Genomic DNA, 21,365 nt, shown 5'->3' with positions numbered 1-21,365 from the left:
CATGCCCTTGAACGAAATCATGACGCTCTACCCACTGGCATTCGTGGCGATTGCCGGGCTGGTGGGGCTGCTGGTCGGCAGCTTTCTCAACGTGGTGATCTGGCGCCTGCCGAAGATGCTCGAACGCGAATGGCGCATGCAGGCGCACGAGATACTCGGGATGCCCGACGAAACACTGCAGCCCACCTACAATCTGCTGCTGCCACACTCCCAGTGCCCGCGCTGTGAACACCGCATCCGCGCCTGGGAAAACATTCCCGTCATCAGCTTTCTGTTTCTGCGCGGACGCTGTTCCGCCTGCGCGACCCCCATCAGCAAACGCTACCCACTCACGGAACTCGCCTGCGGCCTGTTGTCGGCGTTCGTTGCCTGGCATTTCGGATTCGGCTGGCAAGCCGCCATGGCGCTGCTGCTGACCTGGGGTCTGTTGGCGATGAGCCAGATCGATGCCGACCATCAACTGCTGCCGGACGTGTTGGTGTTACCGCTGCTGTGGATGGGTCTGATCGTCAACAGCCTCGAACTGTTCGTCTCGCTGCACGACGCATTGTGGGGAGCCATTGCCGGCTATCTGTTGCTCTGGTCGGTGTTCTGGGTGTTCAAGCTGATCACCGGCAAGGACGGCATGGGTCATGGCGACTTCAAGCTGCTGGCAATGTTCGGAGCCTGGGGTGGCTGGCAGATTCTGCCGCTGACCATCCTGCTGGCGTCCTTCGTCGGAGCAATCATCGGCGTGATTTACCTGCGCCTGAGCAAGGCAAAAACCTCCACGCCCATCCCCTTCGGCCCCTATCTGGCAATTGCCGGCTGGATTGCCATGCTCTGGGGTGGTCAAATAACCGACTTCTATTGGCAGTTTGTCGGTTTGAAATGAATACCCCTGCGCAAAAACCCTGGATTCTCGGCCTCACCGGCGGCATCGGCAGCGGCAAAAGCGCTGCTGCCCAGCATTTCATCGACCTGGGCGTACACGTGGTCGATGCCGATCATGCCGCGCGCTGGGTCGTGGAGCCGGGCCGTCCGGCGCTGGCGAAAATCGCCGAACACTTCGGCCCCGGCGTGTTGCAGGCCGACGGTCAGCTGGATCGCGCGGCCCTGCGTAAACTGATCTTCGAAGTAGCGGATGAGCGTCGCTGGCTCGAAGCCTTGCTGCATCCGTTGATCGCCGAAGAAATCGCTCATCACCTGGCACTGGCAGAATCACCTTACGCCATTCTGGTTTCACCGCTGCTGATCGAGTCCGGCCAGTACGCCATGACCCAGCGGGTGCTGGTGATCGATGCCCCGGAACAGCTGCAGATCGAACGCACCTTGCAGCGGGACCAGACCAGCGAAGAGCAGGTCCAGGCGATCCTCAAGGTCCAGTCCAGTCGCCAGGATCGCGTGAGTCATGCCAACGATGTGGTGGTCAACGACCGCGACCTCGCCTGGCTGCGCAGCGAGGTCGAACGCCTGCATCACTTTTACCTTACTTTGCCTGGAGGCCAGTCATGAGCCAGTACCCAACCGTCGAATGCCCGACCTGCGGCGCCCCTGTGGAATGGAGCCCCGAAAGCCTGTTCAGGCCCTTCTGCTCCGACCGCTGCAAGCTGATCGACCTGGGCGCCTGGGCTTCGGAAGAGCACAAGATTCCGGTGGCCCCGGATGCCGAAGACGAAATGTTCAGTGGCGACTTCGAACCTCGCCATCACTGATATCGGGAACACCTGCCGATCCCGGGCCTGAACAGACTCAGGACCCGGGATCGTCGTCTTTCCACGGCGCCGACAGATAGCGCGTACGATTGAAGGTCTCCAGCCATTCCGGGCAGAACACCACCAGCGCGCTGACCACCATGCCGTTGATGAACGCCTCGGGAAAAATGATCAGCCATAAATAGCCGATGAAATCCTCGAGCCAGTACGGCATCGCAAAACGCTCGTCGAACCACAGCACCGTCAGCGCCAGCAACAGGCACAGCAACGCCGACAACGCCGCGGCGAAGAAACCGGAAACGAAGATATATACGAAGAGATTGCGCGGCTGCGCACGCTCGACCACGATCGCACAGCACTCGGTGACCAGCACCGGCAGCAGAATGAACAGTGCGCCATTGACTCCCATCGCCGTCAGGTCCTGACGCCCCAGCAGCACCAGTCCCGTTTGCGCGATGAGCCCACCAACGATCGCCAGCGGCCAGTCGAGCAGCAGCGTTACCGCCGTCATGCCGATGAAGTGATAAGACACGCCGGTATCGAAATCCCGCCGCACCAGCCACAGCAGAAACAGCGCGAACACCGTGCCGAGCACCAGATGCTGACGACGGCTGTCAGTGAACAGCTCGACCCAGGATGCGCGACAGATCGCCCAGATCAGCACCGGTACGTAGATCAGCCAACCCAGCGCGAGGGTTTCGGGTGACAGCAACTCGACGCCGATCATGCGCGGCTCACTCCCTGGAAGAGATCCCAGTCTACACCGCACCCACAACCCCTGTAGGAGCGAGCACGCTCGCGATGGAGGCCCGAACACCGCTGGGTGTCAGGCAGCCCGCATCATCGTTGACGTCCATCGCGAGCGTGCTCGCTCCTACAGGGGAGTGCGCGCTGATTGTTACGTATTTCGCAAGACTGAATCAGATCCAGCCATCTTTATCGCGCAAGGCCGATGCCTAAAAATTCAGACATCAGGATCAACCCGGAATGCAGAAAAATGAAAACATTGACCAGCCTGTTTCTGACCCTCATCGCCACCACGGCCATGGCCGCCGACAACCTGCCTTCGGCCGTCCCTTACAATCCCGCGCAACCGCTGGACATTGCCAAGGTGGTTTCCGTATCGGATACCGCGACAGCCTGCGGCGTGGTGCCGGCGACCATGGTGTATGTGGACCATCAGGGCCAGACCCATCGCGTGACCTACGAGGTCATGGGCAACTGCACCAGCAACCTGTGATCAGTCGCTCATAGCAGCGTCCAGGTGTAGCTCAGGATCAAGCGGTTCTCATCGATATCACTGCGGTAGTTGGAGCGCGCCATGGCATTGCGCACACGGATGCCGAGGCCCTTGAGGCTGCCGCTCTGCAGGACATAGCCAATATCCAGATCGCGCTCGCGATCCTTGCCCTCAAAGCCCTTGCCGGTGTCGACGTTGTTGCCCGAGATGTAACGCACGGTACTGGTCAGGCCGGGTACGCCGAGGGCGGCGAAGTCGTAGTCATAACGCGCCTGCCATGAACGCTCATCAGTGAAGGCGAACTCGTAGGTCGGCACCTCGTTGCCCAGCGGCGAGATGTTGGCAAAGACCCGCGGGAACGCCGTGTCGCCATACATCGCCTGATAGCCGACATAGAACGTGTGACCGCCGCGCTTGGCCGACAGCAGAGAGAAAAACGCCTGATTGTCGATATTGCCCAACAGCTTCTTGCCGTCTTCTCGGGAATCGAAGTAGCCGAGGTTGGCGCCCAGAACCCAGTCGCCCATTGGCTCGCTGTGCTTGAGGCCGAGAAAGCGCTGGTTGTAGATATCTTCCATCTGCCCGTACCAGGCGCTCACTGAAGTGCGTTTCTCATTGAAGGCGTAATCGGCCCCGGCAAAATTGAAGCCGTCGCTGCTGACCTGACGCTGCGGCACATGGCCGAGCATGGCCTGCATTTTTTCATCCCCCGCCTCGTTGCGCAGGCTGGTTGAACTCAGGTGGCCGGCCTGCAGGGTCAGGCCAGCGATCTCGTTCGAGGTGATGCTCGCTCCCTGGTAACTCGGCGGCAGCAGACGAATATCGCTGAACACCAGCACCGGCAGGTTGGGTTGCAGCTCCCCCGCTTTCAGTTCGGTTTTCGAGAAACGCATTTTCAATGCGCCCTCCAGACGGCTGTAGTTGCTCGGCGCACGCCCGTCATCGCCCACCGGCAGCAAGCCGGTGTTGACCCGATCCGGACTGCTGTCGAGCCTGAGCCCGAGCAGGCCGATCACGTCCACGCCGAAACCGACGGTGCCCTGGGTGTAACCCGATTTGACGTTGAGGATGAAACCCTGCGCCCACTCTTCGGCCTTCGATTGCGGGTTTGTCCCGACGATGTCGGAGTAGTCCCGGCTGAAGTAGTAATTGCGCGCTTGCAAGGTGGCGGTGGTGTCTTCGATGAAGCCTTTTTCGGCGGCTATCGCGCCGGTGGAAAAACTCGAGGCGACAGCCAGGGACAACACGGAACCGGTTGCTGGAAAAATCTGTTTCATCGTTTTGTCTCTTATTTTTATTGATCGACAGGAACAGCTTGTTTTTGTGCAGCGCTCTGGCTGCGGGTGGCGGGACGACGGGCGCTCAATATCAGGTGAGTGACCATGCCGAAAATCAGCCCCCAGAAAGCCGCGGACAGCCCCAACAACGACATGCCCGAGGCCGTGGTCAGGAAGGTCACCAGTGCGGCTTCGCGATCACTCGGCACGGCCATCGCACCGGTCAGTGCGCCGGCAATCGCGGCGAACAGTGCCAGTCCGGCCAGGGCCGCAATCAGCTCTTTGGGAAACGCCGAGAACAGTGAAACCAGCGTCGCGCCGAAGATGCCCAGCACCAGGTAGCACAGGCCGCCCACGACCCCGGCCACATAACGCTTGCCGGGATCTTCATGGGCCTCGCGGCCGGTGCAGATGGCTGCGGTGATCGCCGCCAGGTTCAGCCCATGGCAACCGAACGGCGCCAACAGCGCAGTGCCCAAGGCACTGCTGGCGATGATCGGCCCGGAGGGCGTGCCGTAGCCGCTGGCGCGTAACACTGCCATGCCGGGAACGAACTGACCGGTCAGCGCCACCATCACCAGCGGCAGCGCGATATTCAGCGTCGCGCTCAGGCTGAATGCTGGCGTGATCCACACCGGCGTGGCAAAACCGATGACCAGCGCCTCGCGGTGCAGATCGCCGGCGAGCAACGCCATCGAACATCCCACCAGCAGGACCATCAGCACCGCATAGCGCGGCACCAGCCGTTTACAGATCAGGTAGGTGGCAAACATCGCCAGCACCAGGGCCGGTTTGCTCTGCAGCGAGACGAACAGCCCGGTGCCGAAGCTGAACAGAATCCCCGCCAGCATCGCGGCCGCAACCGCTGCCGGCAGCTTGCCGATGATTCGGTCGAACGCTCCGGAAATTCCCACCAGAAACACGATCAGGCTGCTGATCAGGTAGGCGCCCACTGCTTCGGACATGGAAATCCCCGGCAGCAGCGCCACCAGCAGCGCCGAGCCCGGCGCGGACCAGGCGATGATCACCGGCACCCGGTAGCGCAGACTCAGACCGATCCCCAGCACCGCACTGCCGATGGAAATCGCCCAAACCCAGGACGACAACACCTCCCGCGACAGATGGGCGGCATCGGCAGCCTGGAAAATGATCACCAGGGGACCGGCGTAGGAAATCACCGTGGCGATGAATCCCGCCACGGCTGCCGACAGGGAAAAATCCCGGAGCAACTTGTTCATGACACCTCGCCAACCGCGCTTTGAGGCGCCGCCAGCGATTGCCGGACGCTACGTCGACTGCTGACGGCGAACACGGTCATGGCGATGGCGGCAACCGCACCCGGCAAGGCGAAGGCCATGAAGTTCAGTTGCAGCGGCAGGCTGATCCCGAGCAAGGCACCACCTAGCAACGGACCAACGATGGCCCCGTTGCGCCCGATGCCCGAGGCCCAGCCAAGGCCGGTGGAACGGATGGTCATGGAGTAGAACTGCGCGGCGCAGGCATACAGCAGAATCTGCGAACCGATGGTGGTGGCGCCGGCAATCGCGATCAGCAGGTACAGCACCGGCATCGGGCTGTTGAAGCCGAGCAAGGTGATCGAGACGGCGCCCACCGCGAAGAACACAGCCAACACTCGCGGCAGGTTGAGTTTGTCACCCAGCACACCGCCGCCCACCGCGCCGAAAATCGCGCCGAAGTTCAGCACCAGCAGGAATGACAAGCTCGAACCCAGGCTATAGCCGGCATTGGCCATCAGCTTCGGCAGCCAGGAACTCAGGGCGTACACCATCAACAGACAGCAGAAGAACGCCAGCCACAGCATCAGCGTGCGCAGTGCCCGGCCCTCGCGGAACAGCTGCAACACCGGTGTGCCGGTGCCCTTCACTTCGCTCATGTGCAGTTGATCGTCGGCTTTCGCGGCGTAGGACGGCTCAATGCGTTGCAGTACGTTGCGCGCTTCTTCATGACGCCCCTGGCGCAGCATGAAGCCCACCGACTCGGGCAGGAAGTACATGATCAGCGGCAGCAACAACAACGGAAGGACCGCCACGTAAAACACCGACTGCCAGCCGAAGCTCGGAATCAGCACGATGCCCAGCCCGGCGGACAGCATGCCGCCCACCGAATATCCGCTGAACATGATTGCCACCAGGGTGCTGCGAATTTTCTTAGGTGCGTATTCGTTCATCAGCGCCACGACGTTCGGCATCACGCCACCGATGCCCAACCCGGCGATGAAACGACAGAGTCCGAATTCCGTGGGGTTTCTGGCAAAACCGTTGAGCACGGTGAAACCGCTGAAGAGGATCACGCAGATGGTGATGGCTTTTTTCCGGCCGATCCGGTCCGACAGCGGCCCGAAGAACAGCGCACCGAACATCATGCCGAACAACGCGTAACTGCCCAGTGCCCCGGCTTGCAGAGGACTGAGCCCCCACTCCTTCATCAACATCGGCAGGACCACGCCGTAGATCACCAGATCGTAACCGTCGAAGATGATGATCAGGGCACACCAGAACAGCACCATCCAGTGAAAGCGGTTGAATCGAGCCTTGTCGATAACCTTGTGTACATCGATCTTGCGCATGGCATTTATCTCTTGTTGTTGTTTTTCAGATCGTCGGTAAGACGGCGAACGTCCGTACCGCCGATGCTAGAGATGCCGCAAGCGACTCAATATCCGCGTTGCGCAGATCGTTATCCGTTTTGTGCAGAGGGGGATATCGAGCGAGGAATTGCACTGGCGAGGCAAACTGTTTTCTTTGCGATCACATTTGAGCGCTAAGCTTGGGCCTATGGATGACTCAGATTACTTACGCCTGCTGACCATTGCGGCCGAGCAGGCCAACGCTTTCCTGTCCAATGCCCGCAAATGGGAGCGTGAGCGTTGGGTCTGCCAGCGCCTGCTGCAAGGCTTGAACATTCCTTATCGCGCCGACGAATTCGCCCCGGCCGGGGAGCCGCCGGACGTGCTGTTTCGTGATGCCAGTTTCGAGGTGTTCTTCGTCCTCGACGAAGGACGGCGCCTCAACGATGAATGGCGCGATGAGTTGCAACGTCGACGCAGTGCGTTTTCCTTGAGCCAATTGGTGCGCCGGGAAGCCAAGCCCCGGCGCATCCCGGCCAACGAGTTTCTGCTGCGACTGGCGCCGACCTTGCGCAAAAAAGCGCACAACTACAAGGAACGCGGCATGGATCTGGGGGAGCTGGACATCATTGCCTTCGCCAGCCTCAAGCGCGAAGTGCTGGACCTCAACAGCCACTTTCCACCGCCCACCGAGTACCTGCGCCAGGGTTGGCGCTCGCTGTCGCTGGTGGGACCTACCTTTGCTCGCGTGCTGTTCGCGCATCCCGATGCACCGGACTTTCTGCGTAGCAACCTGGGACGAAGCATCGTGTTCGATGTCGGGATCAGTCTGTGAGTCCATTGCAGGAGCTAATTGCCGAAGTCCCGCAAATCGGTCGCGTTCGATGGATCGGTGTACGCCCTGAACGTCACGCCCCGATGATCGAACTCGATGCAGTCGAAGCGCGACTGGAGGCCGGACTTACCGGTGATCGCGCCAAGCCCGGGGTGCGCAACGCGCGACAGGTGACTTTGATTCAGTGGGAACACCTGGCCGTGATCAGTTCGCTCATGGGACGCCCTGATGACAGACCGGTGCTGCCTGAAGATTTACGGCGCAATCTCGTTATCAGCGGTATCAACCTGTTCAGCCTCAAGGGCCGGCGTTTTCGCATCGGCCAGGCGATCTTTGAAACCACCGGCTGGTGTCAGCCGTGCGCGCGCCTTCAGAGCAATCTCGGGCCCGGGACATTTCAGGCGGTGCGCGGACATGGCGGAATCACTGCCCGAGTGTTACAAAGTGGAATCATTCGCCTGGACGACAAGGTGAGCGTCGAGCCCATTCCGGACACCGGCTATGCTCCGTTCATCGCTCATTGAATCTGCCTGTAGCTTCTACACATTCAGCAACGTCTACCTGACGAGGCCTTTATGACCAGCCGCCTGAACCCCGATGACCAAAAGCATGTCGAAGAGTACCTGCAGTTGTCCCAGCACCAAGTCGAGCGCCGACCATTCCGGCCGTGGATGCTCCTTGTGCTGGTATTGGCAGTGACCATTGGCCTTGGCCTGTTGAGCCGATTTATCAGTTACCTGACGCTATGAGCTGCCTTGCGCTCGCTCGGGTAACCGCACCGATTTCTTTTAGCCTTGCGAGTTATCCCCATGTCCCATCGTATCGTTATCGTCGGCGGCGGCGCCGGCGGTCTGGAGTTGGCTACCCGTCTGGGTAAGACTCTGGGCAAGCGCGGCACGGCCAGCGTGATGCTGGTCGACGCGAACCTGACCCACATCTGGAAACCGCTGCTGCACGAAGTGGCCGCCGGTTCCCTGAACTCCTCCGAAGACGAACTCAACTATGTTGCCCAGGCGAAATGGAACCATTTCGAGTTCCAGCTGGGGCGCATGAGCGGGCTCGATCGCGCGCAGAAAAAAATCCAGCTGGCCGCCACCTATGACGAAGCCGGCCTGGAGCTGGTGCCTGCGCGGGAAGTGCCTTACGACACCCTGGTGATTTCCGTCGGCAGCACCACCAACGATTTCGGCACTCAGGGTGCGGCGCAGCACTGCCTGTTCCTCGACACCCGCAAACAGGCCGAACGCTTCCACCAGCAATTGCTCAACCACTACCTGCGCGCCCACGCCGGGCAAAACGTTCAGGACGAGCAGATCAGCGTGGCCATCGTCGGCGCCGGTGCCACCGGGGTCGAACTGGCCGCAGAGTTGCACAACGCTGCCCACGAACTGGCAGCCTATGGCCTGGACCGGATCAAGCCGGAAAACATGCACATCACCCTGATCGAAGCCGGTCCTCGGGTGCTGCCGGCACTGCCGGAGCGCATCGGCGGGCCAGTGCATAAAACCCTGGAAAAGCTCGGGGTCAACGTGATGACCAATGCCGCGGTCAGCGAAGTCACGGCCGACGCCCTGATTACTGCCGACGGCAAGACCATCAATGCCGGCCTGAAAGTCTGGGCGGCAGGCATTCGCGCTCCGGGTTTCCTCAAGGACATCGACGGCCTGGAAACCAACCGCATCAACCAGCTGCAAGTGCTGCCGACCCTGCAAACCACCCGCGACGAGAACATCTTCGCCTTCGGTGACTGCGCCGCCTGCCCGCAACCGGGCAGCGACCGCAACGTACCGCCGCGCGCCCAGGCTGCGCATCAACAAGCGTCGCTGCTGGCCAAGTCTCTGAAGCTGCGCATCGAAGGCAAGGCGCTGCCCGAGTACAAGTACACCGACTACGGCTCGCTGATTTCGCTGTCGCGTTTTTCCGCTGTGGGTAACTTGATGGGCAACCTGACCGGTAGCGTGATGCTGGAAGGGTGGCTGGCGCGGATGTTCTACGTGTCGCTGTACCGCATGCACCAGATGGCGCTGTACGGATGGTTCCGCACGGCCATGCTGATGCTGGGCAGCAAGATCGGGCGGGGGACTGAGCCGAGGCTCAAGCTGCACTGACACGGTCCAGTGTGGGAGCGGGCTTGCTCGCGAAAGCGGAGTATCAGCCAACATCAGAGTGTCTGGTCCAACGCTTTCGCGGGCAAGCCACGCTCCCACAGGTTTTGCGTCGACTGCAATTTCGGGTTACGACACAAACTCTGTGGGAGCGCGGCTTGCCCGCGATGACGGCATATCAGGCGGCATCAATGTCGACTGGTAGAACGCTATCGCGAGCAGGCTCGCTCCCACAGGTTTTTCTCCCACAGTTTTTTTCAGCAGCGCTTACACTCGGAAACGCCGCACCATCCCCTGCAGTGCATTGGCCAGTTGCGACAGCTCATGGCTTGAAGCACTGGTCTGATCCGCGCCGGCTGCCGAGCGCACCGACAAGTCACGAATGTTCACCAGGTTGCGATCGACCTCCCGCGCCACTTGCGCCTGCTCTTCCGCCGCGCTGGCGATGACCAGGTTGCGCTCGTGAATCTGGTGCACCGAAGCAGTGATGGTTTGCAGCGCCTGGCCTGCGCGTTCAGCGAGAACCAGGGTGCTGGCAGCACGAGTCGCGCTGGCATTCATGGCATCCAGGGCCAGGCTCGAACCGCTGCGCATGCCCTGCACCATTTGCTCGATTTCCTGGGTCGACTGCTGCGTGCGATAAGCCAGCGCCCGCACTTCATCGGCCACTACCGCGAATCCGCGACCGCTCTCCCCCGCCCGCGCCGCCTCGATGGCCGCGTTCAGTGCCAACAGGTTGGTCTGTTCGGCGATCGCACGAATCACATCCAATACCTTGCCGATATCCTGAGACTGATTGGCCAGGGACTGCACCAACTCGCTGGTGCTCTGCACATCGTCGGACAGCGAACTGATGGCACTGGCCGTCTCACTGACCCGCTCCTGCCCCATTTGCGCCGATTCGCTGGACTGACGAGTGGCATCGGAGGTGGACACCGCATTGCGCGCGACTTCTTCCACTGCGCTGGTCATTTCATTCACGGCGGTCGCCGCCTGCTCGATTTCGTTGTTCTGCTGTTGCAGGCCCTGAGTGCTGTCGAGGGTCACAGCGTTCAGCTCGTCAGCGGCGGTGGTCAACTGAGTCGCGGAACGGCTGATGCCCTGCAAGGTTTCCCGCAGGTTCTGCTGCATGGTGGCCAATGCCTTGAGCAAGCGACTGACTTCGTCATTACCCCGGGTTTCGATCGGACGAGTCAGATCGCCTTGAGCCACATGCTCTGCGGCGATCACAGCTTCGCTCAGCGGGCGCACGATGCTGCGGGTCAGCAACAAGGCCAGGGCGACTGTCGCCAGGGCCGCAAGGCCGATAAACAGGCTGACGATCGTGCGCGAGGTGTCGTAGTGATCCCGGGATTTTTCGCTTTCGGCCGCAACTTGACGGGTGAAGAGTTCCGCCAGGTCACTGAGTTGCTTGCCCGAGCCGTCGACCACGGTTTTCATATCGACCAGCAACAGTTTGGTCAGCTCGTCGCGACGCCCCTGTTCAGCCAGCGTGAAGGACTGGGCAATGCCGGCGCGGTAAGCGGTGAAGGTACTTTTGAACTGGTCATACAGTGCCCTGCCTTCGGGCGAGGTCACCAGCTTGTCGTAGGCGGCGATTTTCTCGCTCAGCTCCTTGTCCCGGGTATCCATCTGGCTGCGGTATTGCGCGATGTTCTTTGGGTCCTGGTCCAGGGCCATGCGCAGGGAAATGGTGCGGATGCGCAGCATGATTTCGCGGATCTCGTCACCGCCGCGAATGCTCGGCAGCCATTGTTTCTCCACCGCCACCTCGCTTTCGCGGATGCTCGACATTTGTCCCAGGGCAAAAATCCCGAGCAGTGCGACGAGCAATGCGATCAAGGCAAACCCCAGTGCGGCACGGGGGGCAATATTCAACTGACGAAGAAACATAACGAGCGCCTTTGTTTTTATTGGCTTGAGTGAAGGGCTGAACCCCGACAGCTCGTTATCGGCAAGTTGTACGATGACTTGAAGTGCTTTTTTGCAGGCAAAAAAATCCCCGTATCTTTCGATACGAGGATTTTTAATATGGTCGGGGTAAGGGGATTCGAACTCCTGACATCCTGCTCCCAAAGCAGGCGCGCTACCGGACTGCGCTATACCCCGGTAAAAAAAAGGCACCTTTAAAAGGCGCCTTCTGCGAACAGAGCTTTTGGCGTCTGATCTTAAGATTCGATTCCAGCGAACTGGTCTCAAAAATGGTGGGTCGTGTGGGATTCGAACCTACGACCAATTGGTTAAAAGCCAACTGCTCTACCAACTGAGCTAACGACCCAAAAATGGTCGGGGTAAGGGGATTCGAACTCCTGACATCCTGCTCCCAAAGCAGGCGCGCTACCGGACTGCGCTATACCCCGGCTTGAAATTGGCTCCGTGACCAGGACTCGAACCTGGGACCCAATGATTAACAGTCATTTGCTCTACCGACTGAGCTATCACGGAACTACACATTTCAATTTACATCTACAACGTTGGTGCTTTACAGCGTTCTCTTCAACTCGTTCGCATCGCTGCGTTCGTGTGTCTGAGGCGCGCTATTCTACAATCTTAAGCACCTCTGTCAACCCCCTAAATTGCTTTCAAGTTAATGATTTGCAACTTATTTCAGATTTCTACTCAGTGAGCGGAAACCCTGGCGGGTGACTTACTGCGGGGCGCACTTTACAAGCCTTTTCCTTTAACTTCAACAACCTAATGAAAAAAAGGCCTCGCAATGCGAGGCCTTTTTTTTTGTACCGCCGTTTTGGCTCAGTTGAAAACGATTTCGTCGTTCTCCACGGTGCCCTTCGCCGTGTCTCCCGGCATGAAGCGACCGGAGAGGATCAACTGCGCCAGCGGGTTCTCGATCCAGCGCTGGATCGCGCGTTTCAGCGGCCGTGCGCCATACACCGGGTCGTACCCTACCGCGATCAGCTTATCCATCGCTTCGGGGCTCAACTCCAGCTTCAGCTCGCGCTCGGTGAGACGGCTGCGCAGACGGCTCAACTGGATCTCGGTGATACCGGCGATCTGATCCCGTGCCAATGGCTCGAAGATCACCACTTCGTCGACCCGGTTGATGAACTCCGGACGGAAGTGCGAGGAAATCGCATCCATCACCGCCGCACGCTGGGCCTCACGGTCATCGATCAGTTCCTGGATCTGCGCCGATCCCAGGTTGGAGGTCATGACGATCACGGTGTTCTTGAAATCCACCGTGCGGCCATGGCTGTCGGTCAGACGGCCGTCTTCCAGCACCTGCAGCAGGACGTTGAACACATCTGGATGCGCTTTCTCGACCTCATCCAGCAGGATCACAGAGTAAGGCTTGCGACGCACAGCCTCGGTCAGGTAACCGCCCTCTTCATAACCCACGTATCCCGGTGGTGCACCGATCAGACGAGCCACGGAATGTTTCTCCATGAACTCGGACATGTCGATACGCACCATCGCCTCTTCAGTATCGAAGAGGAACTCGGCCAGCGCCTTGCACAGCTCGGTTTTACCGACACCGGTCGGGCCGAGGAACATGAACGAGCCACTCGGACGATTCGGGTCGGCCAGCCCGGCACGGGAGCGCCGCACCGCATTGGAAACCGCGACTACCGCTTCTTCCTGGCCGATCACACGCTGGTGCAACAGGCTTTCCATCTTCATCAGTTTTTCGCGCTCGCCTTCGAGCATCTTCGACACGGGAATACCGGTCCACTTCGACACGACTTCGGCGATCTCTTCTTCAGTCACCTTGCTGCGCAGCAACTGATTTTCGCTCTTGCCATGCTGGTCGACCATTTGCAGGCTGCGCTCCAGGTCCGGGATCACCCCGTACTGCAACTCGGCCATGCGGTTCAGGTCGCCTTTGCGGCGCGCTGCCTCCAGTTCCTGCCGGGACTGTTCGATTTTCTGCTGGATCTGCGCAGAACCCTGTACCTCGGCTTTTTCCGAGTTCCAGATTTCCTCGAGATCCGAGTACTCACGCTCATGCCGAGCGATTTCTTCCTGCAGTTTTTCCAGACGCTTCTTCGCCGCGTCGTCGCTTTCTTTCTTCAGTGCCTGGGATTCCACCTTCAGCTGAATCAGACGGCGTTCCAGACGGTCCAGCACTTCCGGCTTGGAGTCGATTTCCATGCGGATGCGGCTGGCCGCCTCGTCGATCAGGTCGATAGCCTTGTCCGGCAACTGACGATCGGTGATGTAGCGATGGCTCAGCTTGGCCGCCGCGATGATCGCGCCGTCGGTGATCGCTACCTTGTGGTGAACCTCGTAACGCTCCTTGAGGCCACGCAGGATGGCAATGGTGTCTTCCTCGCTCGGCTCATCCACCAATACCTTCTGGAAGCGCCGCTCAAGGGCCGCGTCCTTCTCTATATATTGGCGGTACTCGTTGAGCGTGGTCGCACCGACGCAATGCAGCTCGCCACGTGCCAGAGCCGGCTTGAGCATGTTGCCCGCATCCATCGAACCCTCGCCCTTACCGGCGCCGACCATGGTGTGCAGCTCGTCGATGAACAGGATGATTTGCCCTTCCTGCTTCGAGAGCTCGTTGAGCAACGCTTTTAGCCGCTCTTCGAACTCGCCGCGGTACTTGGCACCGGCAATCAGCGCGCCCATGTCCAGGGACAGCAGACGCTTGCCCCGCAGGCCATCCGGCACTTCGCCGTTGATGATGCGCTGGGCCAGGCCTTCGGCGATGGCGGTTTTACCCACGCCAGGCTCACCGATCAGGACCGGGTTGTTCTTGGTACGGCGCTGCAGGACCTGAATGGTGCGGCGAATTTCGTCGTCACGACCGATCACCGGATCGAGCTTGCCGTCCTCGGCACGCTTGGTCAGGTCGACGGTGTATTTATCCAGGGCCTGGCGCGCCTCTTCGTGGTTGGGGTCATTGACCGCCTCGCCACCGCGCAGGTTGTTGATCGCGTTCTCCAGGGCTTTCTTGCTCACGCCCTGGCCCAGCAGCAATTTGCCGAGCTTGCTGTTCTCGTCCATGGCGGCGAGCAGCACCAGCTCGCTGGAAATGAACTGGTCGCCCTTCTGCTGGGCCAGGCGATCGGCCTGGTTGAGCAGACGCGCCAAGTCCTGCGACATGTTCACGTCGCCGGTTGGATTCTGGATTTTCGGCAGCTGGTCGAGCTCTTTGGTCAGCTCTTTACGCAGGCTGTTGACGTCGAAGCCCACCTGCATCAGCAGGGGCTTGATCGAGCCGCCCTGTTGTTCGAGCAGGGCCTGCATCAGATGCGCCGGCTCGATGGCGGGATGGTCATGACCGACGGCCAGGGATTGGGCGTCGGATAAAGCTAACTGCAATTTACTGGTTAAACGATCTATACGCATGGGTCACCTTCCTTTTGAGCAGGCCGGACCTATAGAACATCCTGAATGAAGAAACCTGCCAGATACCACACTAGATGTGGCCGATTCTGGAAGATTCAAGCGTCGGAGTGTTGATGCAGGTCAGGCAAGTCTAGCGGTCGAGCCAGACCAGGGAGGCAAACCTGCCGGTGCGCGATGCACGGCGGTAAGAGAAAAAGCGTGGATCGGTCACGGTGCAGAATCCGCCACCGTAAACGGCTGTGACGCCGCGGGCGGCCAGGCGCAAGCGGGCCAACGTATAGATGTCAGCCATGAATTTGCCGGCATTTGCACTGGGTACAAAAGCTTTGGCGGCTTCAGGCAATTGTTCAATGAAGACCTGGCGCACTTCCGGACCGACTTCAAAGGCCTGCGGGCCGATGGCCGGACCCAGCCAGACCAGTACGTCCTCGGGCGCGACAGCCATTACATCCAGCGTCGCTTCCAGCACACCCGCCGCAAGTCCGCGCCAGCCAGCATGAGCGGCTGCGACGCGAGTACCGGCACGGTCGCAAAACAACGCTGGCAGGCAATCGGCGGTCATCGCCGCGCAGGCGATGCCGGGGGTCGACGTCCAGTTGGCGTCGGCAGTGACGACCTGGCTGGGGTCGGCATGCGCCACGGCAATGCCGTGAACCTGCTTCAACCAGGCCGGCTGCATGGAGAAGTGATCGGTGAGTCGACGGCGATTTTCGGCGACAGCCTCGGGGCTGTCTTCGACATGATCGCCCAGATTGAGGCTGTCGAACGGCGCCAGACTGACGCCGCCCGCACGGGTGGTGACACAGGCTTTGACCCCGGCCGGCGCGGGCCAGTCTGGAATCAGCCAGTCACTCATCCGACAAACGCCTCGCGGTCTTGCTTGAGCAAGGTCAGCAACCAGACGAAGTCTTCCGGCAATGGCGACTCCCAGCTCATGCGCTGCCCCGTGGTCGGGTGCTCCAGCTCCAGGAACCGCGCGTGCAGGGCCTGACGCGGGAAGTGTTTCAGCGACTCGACCATGGTCGGGTTGGCGGCTGGCGGAATGCGGAAACGACCGCCGTAGGCCGGGTCTCCGACCAACGGGAAGTTGATGTGCGCCATATGCACGCGAATCTGGTGCGTACGACCGGTTTCCAGCTTGACCCGCACATGAGTGTGCGAGCGGAAGCGCTCCAGCACGCGGTAATGGCTGACGGCCGGCTTGCCGCCTTCCATCACGGCCATGCGCTGGCGCTGCTGGCCATGGCGGCCGATCGGCGCGTTGATCTTGCCGCCGGCAGTCACCACACCGATCACGATGCATTCGTAGATACGGCTGACACTGCGACTCTGCAATTGGGCGACGAGCTTGGTCTGCGCCTGAATGGTCTTGGCCACCACCATCAGACCGGTGGTGTCCTTGTCCAGACGGTGCACGATACCGGCGCGGGGCACATTGACGATGTCCGGCACATGGTGCAGCAGGGCGTTGAGCAAGGTGCCATCAGCGTGGCCGGCAGCCGGATGCACCACCAGGCCCGCAGGCTTGTTGATCACCAGGATGTCGTCGTCTTCGTAGACGATGTCCAGCTCGATGTCCTGGGCGACCCATTCGCCCTGGGCTTCCTGCTCGGCGGTCAGTTCGAGGATGGAGCCGCCATGCACGATGTCGCGCGGGCGGATGACCGCACCGTCCACAGTCAGGCGACCTTCTTTGATCCAGGCGGAAAGGCGCGAGCGAGAGTGCTCAGCGAAGAGTTGGGCGGCGACTTGATCGAGGCGTTGGCCGCCCAAATCGGACGGCACCTCTGCGCGAAGTTCAATTTTATCGGACATGCTCGGACTGGGCGTCGGCACAGCCTTTGGTTTCGGCTGCGCGCTTGTGGTTAAATACGGCGTCTTTTGCCCCGAGGCTATTCAACGGGGCGCTCATCATAACAGGACGGCCACGCCCAAGACAGCGGCCGTCATAGGGACGCAAGCCGCTATGCAAGTGAAACACCTGCTGCTGATCGCCATCCTCGCATTGACCGCTGCTTGCTCATCGAAGGAAGTCGTAGACGAGAACCTTAGTGAAGTCGAGTTGTACCAACAGGCTCAGGCTGATCTGGACAACAACAGCTACACCAGCGCTACCGCCAAGCTGAAGGCTCTGGAGTCGCGTTATCCGTTCGGTCGTTATGCTGACCAGGCGCAGCTGGAACTCATCTACGCCAACTACAAGAATGCGGAGCCTGAGGCTGCCAAAGCCGCTGCCGAGCGTTTCATCCGTCTGCATCCGCAGCATCCGAACGTCGATTACGCCTATTACCTCAAGGGCCTGACTTCGTTCGACCAGGACGTTGGCCTGCTGGCCCGTTTCCTGCCGCTGGACATGACCAAGCGTGACCCGGGCGCCGCGCGCGACTCCTATAACGAGTTCGCCCAGCTGACCAGCCGCTTCCCGAACAGCCGTTACGCACCTGACGCCAAGCAGCGCATGATCTACCTGCGCAACCTGCTGGCCGCCTACGAAATTCACGTTGCCGACTATTACCTGACCCGTCAGGCCTACGTCGCTGCCGCTAACCGTGGTCGCTACGTTGTGGAAAACTTCCAGGAAACCCCATCGGTCGGTGACGGCCTGGCGGTGATGACCGAGTCCTACCAGCGTCTGCACCTGGACGAACTGGCTGCCACCAGCCTCGAAACCCTGAAGCTCAACTACCCGAACCACCCGACCCTGGTGGACGGTCAATTCGTGCCGACGGTCGACGAAGCCGACAACCGTTCGTGGCTGAGCAAGGCCACCCTGGGCCTGATCGAATCCCGCCCGCCGCTGCCGCCGGGAGAAACCCGCGCCAACCAGGACGTGCAGAAGCAGTTCCAGGACGCGAAAGACGCGATCCCGAACGAGCTCAAGCCTAAAGATGCCGATGGTGACGTGATCGAAGAAGAAAACCATGAAGCGGAAGGCAACAACGATGACCGTTCGTGGTTCAGCTACATGACCTTCGGCGTGTTCGACTGAAAACACCGGCGGTAATGAAAAAGGGAGACTTGAGTCTCCCTTTTTTATTGCGCCTTTTTTGACATGCGCATTTGCGCTGTGCGCCCGTCATGACCTTGGCTAAACTGCCGGTTCATCAGTCAGAAAGCTGCTCATCATGCTTCGTTTATTATTCTGGATCGCGGTGATTGCCGCCGCCGTATGGTTCTGGCGCAAGTACAAGGGCCAGGCCGCAGTACCCAAGTCCCCCGCCGAGCTGGAAGCGGCACCGATGGTCCGCTGCGCCAACTGCGGCGTGCACCTGCCGCGCGATCGCGCCGTCAGCTACCAACAACAATGGTATTGCAGCCAGGCCCACCTGGAGCAAGGCCCGGGTTCCAGTGATCGCTGAGGCGTCCAGTCAAGGCAACAAACAGGCCCAGCGACTGCTGCGCCTTTATCACCTCTACCGTTTAAGCGTCGGCATCCTTCTGGTGCTGCTGATCTCCAGCAACATGGACAACCAGTTGCTGACCTCGGCCAACGACCAACTGTTGCGCAATGGCAGCTGGCTGTATCTGGTGCTGAATATCCTGCTGGTGGTGTTCTTCGAGAACACCCGGCATCCGGCGCAATTGTTTGGCCTGGCGCTGCTCGATGTCCTGCTGCTGTGCGTGCTGTTCTACGCCGGCGGTGGCGTGGCCAGCGCGCTTGGCAATCTGCTGATCGTCTCGGTGGCCATCAGCAACACCCTGTTGCGAAGACGCATCGGCCTGTTGATTGCCGCCATCGGCGCACTTGGCATCATCGGTTCGAGTTTCCTGCTGAGCTTCAGCCACCCTCCCAGCCCCAATGACTATTTGCAGGTCGGCACCCACGGCGCCCTGTGCTTTGCCGCGGCCTTGCTGGTGCAAGGCCTGATCCGACGCCTGGAAGTCAGTGAAACCCTGGCCGAGCAGAAGGCCAGCGAAGTGGTCGGCCTGGAAGCGCTCAATGCGCTTATTCTGCAACGGATGCGCACCGGGATTCTGGTGCTCGACGAACTGCGGCGCGTGCAACTGGCCAACCACAGCGCCCGATCCCTGCTCGGCAGCGCCCATCTGGAAGGCTGCCTGATCGATGAACATTTCCCCGCGCTGGTCGAACGCCTGGAGCTGTGGTTGAGCAACCCGACGCTGCGCCCCCAGAGCCTGAAAATCGCCGGCAGCGGCGTGGAATTGCAACCCAGCTTCATTGCGCTGGACCCGAGCCCCCAGCACCAGACCCTGGTGTTTCTCGAAGATCTCGCCCAGATCGCTCAACAGGCCCAACAGCTGAAGCTCGCCGCCCTCGGGCGCCTGACCGCCGGTATCGCCCATGAAATCCGCAACCCGCTGGGCGCCATCAGTCATGCCGCGCAGTTATTGCGAGAATCTGAGGAACTGAGCAGCGCCGATCAACGTCTGACTCAGATTATTCAAGATCACTCTCAGCGAATGAATCGGGTTATCGAAAACGTCCTGCAACTGTCCCGCCGCCAGCAAAGCGTCCCGCAACGCCTGGACCTGAAGCCGTGGCTGGAACAATTCGTCACAGAAACCCGCGAGGGTGCGACCGAGCGCCAACAGGTTCATCTGCGCATCGCTGCCGGGGACTTCACGACCCTGATGGACCCGAACCAGCTGAACCAGATTCTCGACAACCTGATCCGCAACGGCTGGCGTCACAGCGCCCAGGACCACGATGTGGCCCAGGTCTGGCTTGAGTTGTTCATCGATGCCGCAAGCCAGCTGCCCATCCTGGAAATCCTCGACGACGGCCCCGGTGTCGCCCCCGATCATCAGGCGCAACTGTTCGAGCCGTTCTTCACTACCAGTCATCAAGGCACTGGACTGGGGCTCTATCTGTCCCGTGAGCTGTGCGAAAGCAACCAGGCCCGCCTAGACTTCAAACCACGCCAAGGCGGCGGCTGCTTTCGCATCACCTTTGCTCACGGACGGAAACAAAGTTGAACACGAGCCCACGGCAAAAAGTCCTCATCGTCGACGACGAACCGGATATCCGCGAACTCCTGGAAATCACCCTGGGACGGATGAAACTCGATACCTGCAGCGCTCGCAATGCTGCGGAGGCCCTGGCCCTGCTCAAGCGCGAGGCCTTCGACCTGTGCCTGACCGACATGCGCCTGCCAGACGGCACGGGGCTTGAGCTGGTCCAGCACATCCAGCAACGCTACCCCAACGTGCCAGTGGCGATGATCACCGCCTACGGTAGTGTCGACACCGCGATCAATGCCCTCAAGGCCGGCGCGTTCGACTTCCTGACCAAACCGGTGGATCTCACCCGATTGCGCGAACTGGTCACCAGCGCCCTGCTCCTGCCCGCTCCCGGCATTGCCATCGACCGGCGCCTGCTGGGCGATTCCCTGCCCATGCGCAACCTGCGCAAACAGATCGACAAGCTGGCGCGCAGCCAGGCGCCGGTATACATCAGCGGCGAATCCGGCAGTGGCAAGGAGTTGGTTGCAAGACTGATCCATGATCGCGGACCACGGGCCAATCAGCCCTTCGTTCCGGTCAACTGCGGCGCCATCCCGTCGGAGCTGATGGAGAGCGAGTTTTTCGGCCATCGCAAAGGCAGCTTCAGCGGCGCCATCGAGGACAAACCCGGGCTGTTCCAGGCCGCCCATGGCGGTACCCTGTTTCTCGATGAAGTTGCCGACTTGCCGCTGCCGATGCAGGTCAAACTGCTGCGGGCGATTCAGGAGAAAGCCGTGCGCAGCGTCGGCGGACAGCAGGAGGTGGTGGTCGATGTGCGCATCCTGTGCGCTACCCACAAGGACCTCGCTGCCGAAGTCGCGGCCGAGCGCTTCCGTCAGGATTTGTACTATCGCCTGAACGTGATCGAGCTGCGGGTGCCGCCCTTGCGCGAGCGTCGCGACGACATCGAACCGCTGGCCAACCACATGCTCAAGCGCCTGGCTTCAGACACTGGCGAACCGTTGGCAAAACTTCATCCGCAGGCCCTCGATGCGCTGAAAAGCTATCGTTTTCCGGGCAATGTACGGGAACTGGAGAACATGCTCGAGCGGGCGCATACGCTGTGCGAGAACAAGCAGATCGAAGCCGGCGACCTGCGCCTGGCCGAGGGCAACAGTAGCGCAGAGGCCGGGGTGCCGGACCTCACGCAGATCGATAATCTGGAGGCGTATCTGGAAAATGTCGAACGCCAGCTGATTCTCCAGGCGCTGGAAGAGACGCGCTGGAACCGCACGGCGGCGGCACAGCGGTTGAATCTTTCATTCAGGTCGATGCGCTACCGGCTGAAGAAATTGGGCCTGGATTGAGGGCCCTTTCGCGGGCAAGCCTCGCTCCTACAGACGGTG

General features: G+C 60.5%; 20 protein-coding genes, 4 tRNA genes and 1 pseudogene. 12 read left to right on the top strand and 13 right to left on the bottom strand.

Translation table 11 applies throughout. From position 1 onward, the window contains the following. Position 1: 1 nt before the first annotated feature. Genes K9857_RS07175 through yacG form a run of 3 tightly spaced genes read left to right on the top strand, consistent with a single transcriptional unit; the run spans position 2 to position 1,694 of the window. Positions 2 to 874 (top strand): prepilin peptidase, encoded by an 873-nt coding sequence (locus K9857_RS07175; RefSeq protein ID WP_224534191.1) that lies wholly within the window; start codon positions 2 to 4, stop codon positions 872 to 874. After that, the gene (coaE, locus tag K9857_RS07170) at positions 871 to 1,494 is read left to right on the top strand and encodes a dephospho-CoA kinase (RefSeq protein WP_224534190.1); all 624 of its coding nucleotides are present in this window, start codon (positions 871 to 873) and stop codon (positions 1,492 to 1,494) included. The genes K9857_RS07175 and coaE overlap by 4 nt, the downstream gene beginning before the upstream one ends. Then, positions 1,491 to 1,694 (top strand): DNA gyrase inhibitor YacG, encoded by a 204-nt coding sequence (gene yacG / locus K9857_RS07165; protein ID WP_175378811.1) that lies wholly within the window; start codon positions 1,491 to 1,493, stop codon positions 1,692 to 1,694. Before coaE ends, yacG begins: the two co-directional genes overlap by 4 nt. Before the next feature lie 37 nt (positions 1,695 to 1,731). On the opposite strand, the gene K9857_RS07160 is transcribed toward yacG, so the two are convergent. Beyond that, positions 1,732 to 2,421 carry an energy-coupling factor ABC transporter permease gene (locus tag K9857_RS07160; RefSeq protein ID WP_224534189.1) on the bottom strand — a complete coding sequence of 230 codons (690 nt, stop codon included), beginning with the start codon at positions 2,419 to 2,421 and terminating at the stop codon, positions 1,732 to 1,734. Between the two features lie 270 nt (positions 2,422 to 2,691). Between K9857_RS07160 and K9857_RS07155 the strand changes: the two genes are divergently transcribed. After that, on the top strand, positions 2,692 to 2,934 hold the full coding sequence (locus tag K9857_RS07155; protein ID WP_224534188.1) for a DUF2790 domain-containing protein: 243 nt from the start codon (positions 2,692 to 2,694) through the stop codon (positions 2,932 to 2,934). Between the two features lie 8 nt (positions 2,935 to 2,942). On the opposite strand, the gene K9857_RS07150 is transcribed toward K9857_RS07155, so the two are convergent. The 3 genes from K9857_RS07150 to K9857_RS07140 are packed head-to-tail and all read right to left on the bottom strand — an operon-like array spanning position 2,943 to position 6,798. Then, positions 2,943 to 4,211 carry an OprD family porin gene (locus K9857_RS07150; protein WP_224534187.1) on the bottom strand — a complete coding sequence of 423 codons (1,269 nt, stop codon included), beginning with the start codon at positions 4,209 to 4,211 and terminating at the stop codon, positions 2,943 to 2,945. Positions 4,212 to 4,228: 17 nt separating this feature from the next. Continuing rightward, positions 4,229 to 5,449, bottom strand: coding sequence for a benzoate/H(+) symporter BenE family transporter (locus K9857_RS07145; protein ID WP_224534186.1), 1,221 nt, complete (start codon positions 5,447 to 5,449; stop codon positions 4,229 to 4,231). After that, positions 5,446 to 6,798, bottom strand: a complete 1,353-nt coding sequence (locus tag K9857_RS07140) for an aromatic acid/H+ symport family MFS transporter (RefSeq protein ID WP_224534185.1) — start codon at positions 6,796 to 6,798, stop codon at positions 5,446 to 5,448. Before K9857_RS07140 ends, K9857_RS07145 begins: the two co-directional genes overlap by 4 nt. Before the next feature lie 208 nt (positions 6,799 to 7,006). On the opposite strand from K9857_RS07140, the gene K9857_RS07135 reads away from it, so the two are divergent. From K9857_RS07135 to K9857_RS07120, 4 genes are read left to right on the top strand one after another with little or no spacing between them, the layout of a single operon-like run. Then, positions 7,007 to 7,633, top strand: a complete 627-nt coding sequence (locus tag K9857_RS07135) for a DUF1780 domain-containing protein (protein WP_007970534.1) — start codon at positions 7,007 to 7,009, stop codon at positions 7,631 to 7,633. Further along, positions 7,630 to 8,157 carry an MOSC domain-containing protein gene (locus K9857_RS07130; protein ID WP_224534184.1) on the top strand — a complete coding sequence of 176 codons (528 nt, stop codon included), beginning with the start codon at positions 7,630 to 7,632 and terminating at the stop codon, positions 8,155 to 8,157. Before K9857_RS07135 ends, K9857_RS07130 begins: the two co-directional genes overlap by 4 nt. A 51-nt stretch (positions 8,158 to 8,208) precedes the next feature. Continuing rightward, positions 8,209 to 8,382, top strand: a complete 174-nt coding sequence (locus tag K9857_RS07125; protein WP_008022453.1) for a DUF3094 domain-containing protein — start codon at positions 8,209 to 8,211, stop codon at positions 8,380 to 8,382. 60 nt (positions 8,383 to 8,442) lie between these two features. After that, positions 8,443 to 9,741 (top strand): NAD(P)/FAD-dependent oxidoreductase, encoded by a 1,299-nt coding sequence (locus K9857_RS07120; protein ID WP_224534183.1) that lies wholly within the window; start codon positions 8,443 to 8,445, stop codon positions 9,739 to 9,741. 264 nt (positions 9,742 to 10,005) lie between these two features. Here the strand turns inward: K9857_RS07120 and K9857_RS30505 are convergent, their stop codons facing one another. The 9 genes and pseudogenes from K9857_RS30505 to rluD all read right to left on the bottom strand — a co-directional run bounded on the left by K9857_RS30505 (position 10,006) and on the right by rluD (position 16,869). Next, positions 10,006 to 10,869, bottom strand: a complete 864-nt coding sequence (locus K9857_RS30505) for a methyl-accepting chemotaxis protein (protein ID WP_411961549.1) — start codon at positions 10,867 to 10,869, stop codon at positions 10,006 to 10,008. Beyond that, a pseudogene (locus K9857_RS30500) lies at positions 10,861 to 11,631 on the bottom strand (MCP four helix bundle domain-containing protein); the annotation flags it as partial. The pseudogene K9857_RS30500 and the gene K9857_RS30505, both read right to left, overlap by 9 nt. Positions 11,632 to 11,770: 139 nt before the next feature. Next, a tRNA-Pro gene (locus K9857_RS07110) sits at positions 11,771 to 11,847 on the bottom strand. A 93-nt stretch (positions 11,848 to 11,940) separates the two neighbouring features. Continuing rightward, a tRNA-Lys gene (locus K9857_RS07105) sits at positions 11,941 to 12,016 on the bottom strand. 5 nt (positions 12,017 to 12,021) lie between these two features. Beyond that, positions 12,022 to 12,098 (bottom strand) — tRNA-Pro (locus tag K9857_RS07100). Between the two features lie 9 nt (positions 12,099 to 12,107). Continuing rightward, a tRNA-Asn gene (locus tag K9857_RS07095) sits at positions 12,108 to 12,183 on the bottom strand. A gap of 306 nt (positions 12,184 to 12,489) precedes the next feature. Continuing rightward, on the bottom strand, positions 12,490 to 15,054 hold the full coding sequence (gene clpB / locus K9857_RS07090; RefSeq protein ID WP_224534181.1) for an ATP-dependent chaperone ClpB: 2,565 nt from the start codon (positions 15,052 to 15,054) through the stop codon (positions 12,490 to 12,492). 130 nt (positions 15,055 to 15,184) lie between these two features. Then, positions 15,185 to 15,910: a peptidoglycan editing factor PgeF gene (pgeF, locus tag K9857_RS07085; protein WP_224534180.1), complete on the bottom strand. Its 726-nt coding sequence runs from the start codon at positions 15,908 to 15,910 to the stop codon at positions 15,185 to 15,187. Continuing rightward, positions 15,907 to 16,869: a 23S rRNA pseudouridine(1911/1915/1917) synthase RluD gene (gene rluD, locus K9857_RS07080; protein ID WP_224534179.1), complete on the bottom strand. Its 963-nt coding sequence runs from the start codon at positions 16,867 to 16,869 to the stop codon at positions 15,907 to 15,909. The genes pgeF and rluD overlap by 4 nt, the downstream gene beginning before the upstream one ends. A 151-nt stretch (positions 16,870 to 17,020) precedes the next feature. Between rluD and K9857_RS07075 the strand changes: the two genes are divergently transcribed. The 4 genes from K9857_RS07075 (at position 17,021) to K9857_RS07060 (ending at position 21,326) form a co-directional block, all read left to right on the top strand. Beyond that, positions 17,021 to 18,043: an outer membrane protein assembly factor BamD gene (locus K9857_RS07075; RefSeq protein WP_224534178.1), complete on the top strand. Its 1,023-nt coding sequence runs from the start codon at positions 17,021 to 17,023 to the stop codon at positions 18,041 to 18,043. A 136-nt stretch (positions 18,044 to 18,179) separates the two neighbouring features. Continuing rightward, on the top strand, positions 18,180 to 18,413 hold the full coding sequence (locus tag K9857_RS07070; protein ID WP_224534177.1) for a PP0621 family protein: 234 nt from the start codon (positions 18,180 to 18,182) through the stop codon (positions 18,411 to 18,413). Then, a complete protein-coding gene (locus K9857_RS07065; RefSeq protein ID WP_224534176.1) occupies positions 18,403 to 19,992 on the top strand; it encodes a sensor histidine kinase in 1,590 nt (529 codons plus the stop codon). Before K9857_RS07070 ends, K9857_RS07065 begins: the two co-directional genes overlap by 11 nt. Next, on the top strand, positions 19,989 to 21,326 hold the full coding sequence (locus tag K9857_RS07060; RefSeq protein ID WP_224534175.1) for a sigma-54-dependent transcriptional regulator: 1,338 nt from the start codon (positions 19,989 to 19,991) through the stop codon (positions 21,324 to 21,326). Before K9857_RS07065 ends, K9857_RS07060 begins: the two co-directional genes overlap by 4 nt. The last annotated feature ends 39 nt before the right edge of the window (positions 21,327 to 21,365 follow it).

It is taken from the genome of Pseudomonas sp. REP124 (assembly GCF_020164475.1).
Lineage (GTDB): Bacteria > Pseudomonadota > Gammaproteobacteria > Pseudomonadales > Pseudomonadaceae > Aquipseudomonas.
The sequence above is the reverse complement of the archived record's forward strand: the minus strand, read 5'-3'. Positions and strand labels throughout refer to the sequence as shown.

Excerpts from the sequence above, each read along its gene's own strand:
- K9857_RS07145 (WP_224534186.1), bottom strand. The coding sequence starts at position 5,449 with ATGAACAAGTTGCTCCGGGATTTTTCCCTGTCGGCAGCCGTGGCGGGA.
- K9857_RS07155 (WP_224534188.1), top strand. The coding sequence starts at position 2,692 with ATGAAAACATTGACCAGCCTGTTTCTGACCCTCATCGCCACCACGGCC.
- K9857_RS07135 (WP_007970534.1), top strand. The coding sequence starts at position 7,007 with ATGGATGACTCAGATTACTTACGCCTGCTGACCATTGCGGCCGAGCAG.
- coaE (WP_224534190.1), top strand. The coding sequence starts at position 871 with ATGAATACCCCTGCGCAAAAACCCTGGATTCTCGGCCTCACCGGCGGC.
- K9857_RS07160 (WP_224534189.1), bottom strand. The coding sequence starts at position 2,421 with ATGATCGGCGTCGAGTTGCTGTCACCCGAAACCCTCGCGCTGGGTTGG.
- K9857_RS07070 (WP_224534177.1), top strand. The coding sequence starts at position 18,180 with ATGCTTCGTTTATTATTCTGGATCGCGGTGATTGCCGCCGCCGTATGG.
- rluD (WP_224534179.1), bottom strand. The coding sequence starts at position 16,869 with ATGTCCGATAAAATTGAACTTCGCGCAGAGGTGCCGTCCGATTTGGGC.
- K9857_RS07175 (WP_224534191.1), top strand. The coding sequence starts at position 2 with ATGCCCTTGAACGAAATCATGACGCTCTACCCACTGGCATTCGTGGCG.
- K9857_RS30505 (WP_411961549.1), bottom strand. The coding sequence starts at position 10,869 with ATGCAGCAGAACCTGCGGGAAACCTTGCAGGGCATCAGCCGTTCCGCG.
- K9857_RS07150 (WP_224534187.1), bottom strand. The coding sequence starts at position 4,211 with ATGAAACAGATTTTTCCAGCAACCGGTTCCGTGTTGTCCCTGGCTGTC.
- K9857_RS07140 (WP_224534185.1), bottom strand. The coding sequence starts at position 6,798 with ATGCGCAAGATCGATGTACACAAGGTTATCGACAAGGCTCGATTCAAC.
- K9857_RS07120 (WP_224534183.1), top strand. The coding sequence starts at position 8,443 with ATGTCCCATCGTATCGTTATCGTCGGCGGCGGCGCCGGCGGTCTGGAG.
- clpB (WP_224534181.1), bottom strand. The coding sequence starts at position 15,054 with ATGCGTATAGATCGTTTAACCAGTAAATTGCAGTTAGCTTTATCCGAC.
- K9857_RS07075 (WP_224534178.1), top strand. The coding sequence starts at position 17,021 with ATGCAAGTGAAACACCTGCTGCTGATCGCCATCCTCGCATTGACCGCT.
- yacG (WP_175378811.1), top strand. The coding sequence starts at position 1,491 with ATGAGCCAGTACCCAACCGTCGAATGCCCGACCTGCGGCGCCCCTGTG.
- pgeF (WP_224534180.1), bottom strand. The coding sequence starts at position 15,910 with ATGAGTGACTGGCTGATTCCAGACTGGCCCGCGCCGGCCGGGGTCAAA.
- K9857_RS07125 (WP_008022453.1), top strand. The coding sequence starts at position 8,209 with ATGACCAGCCGCCTGAACCCCGATGACCAAAAGCATGTCGAAGAGTAC.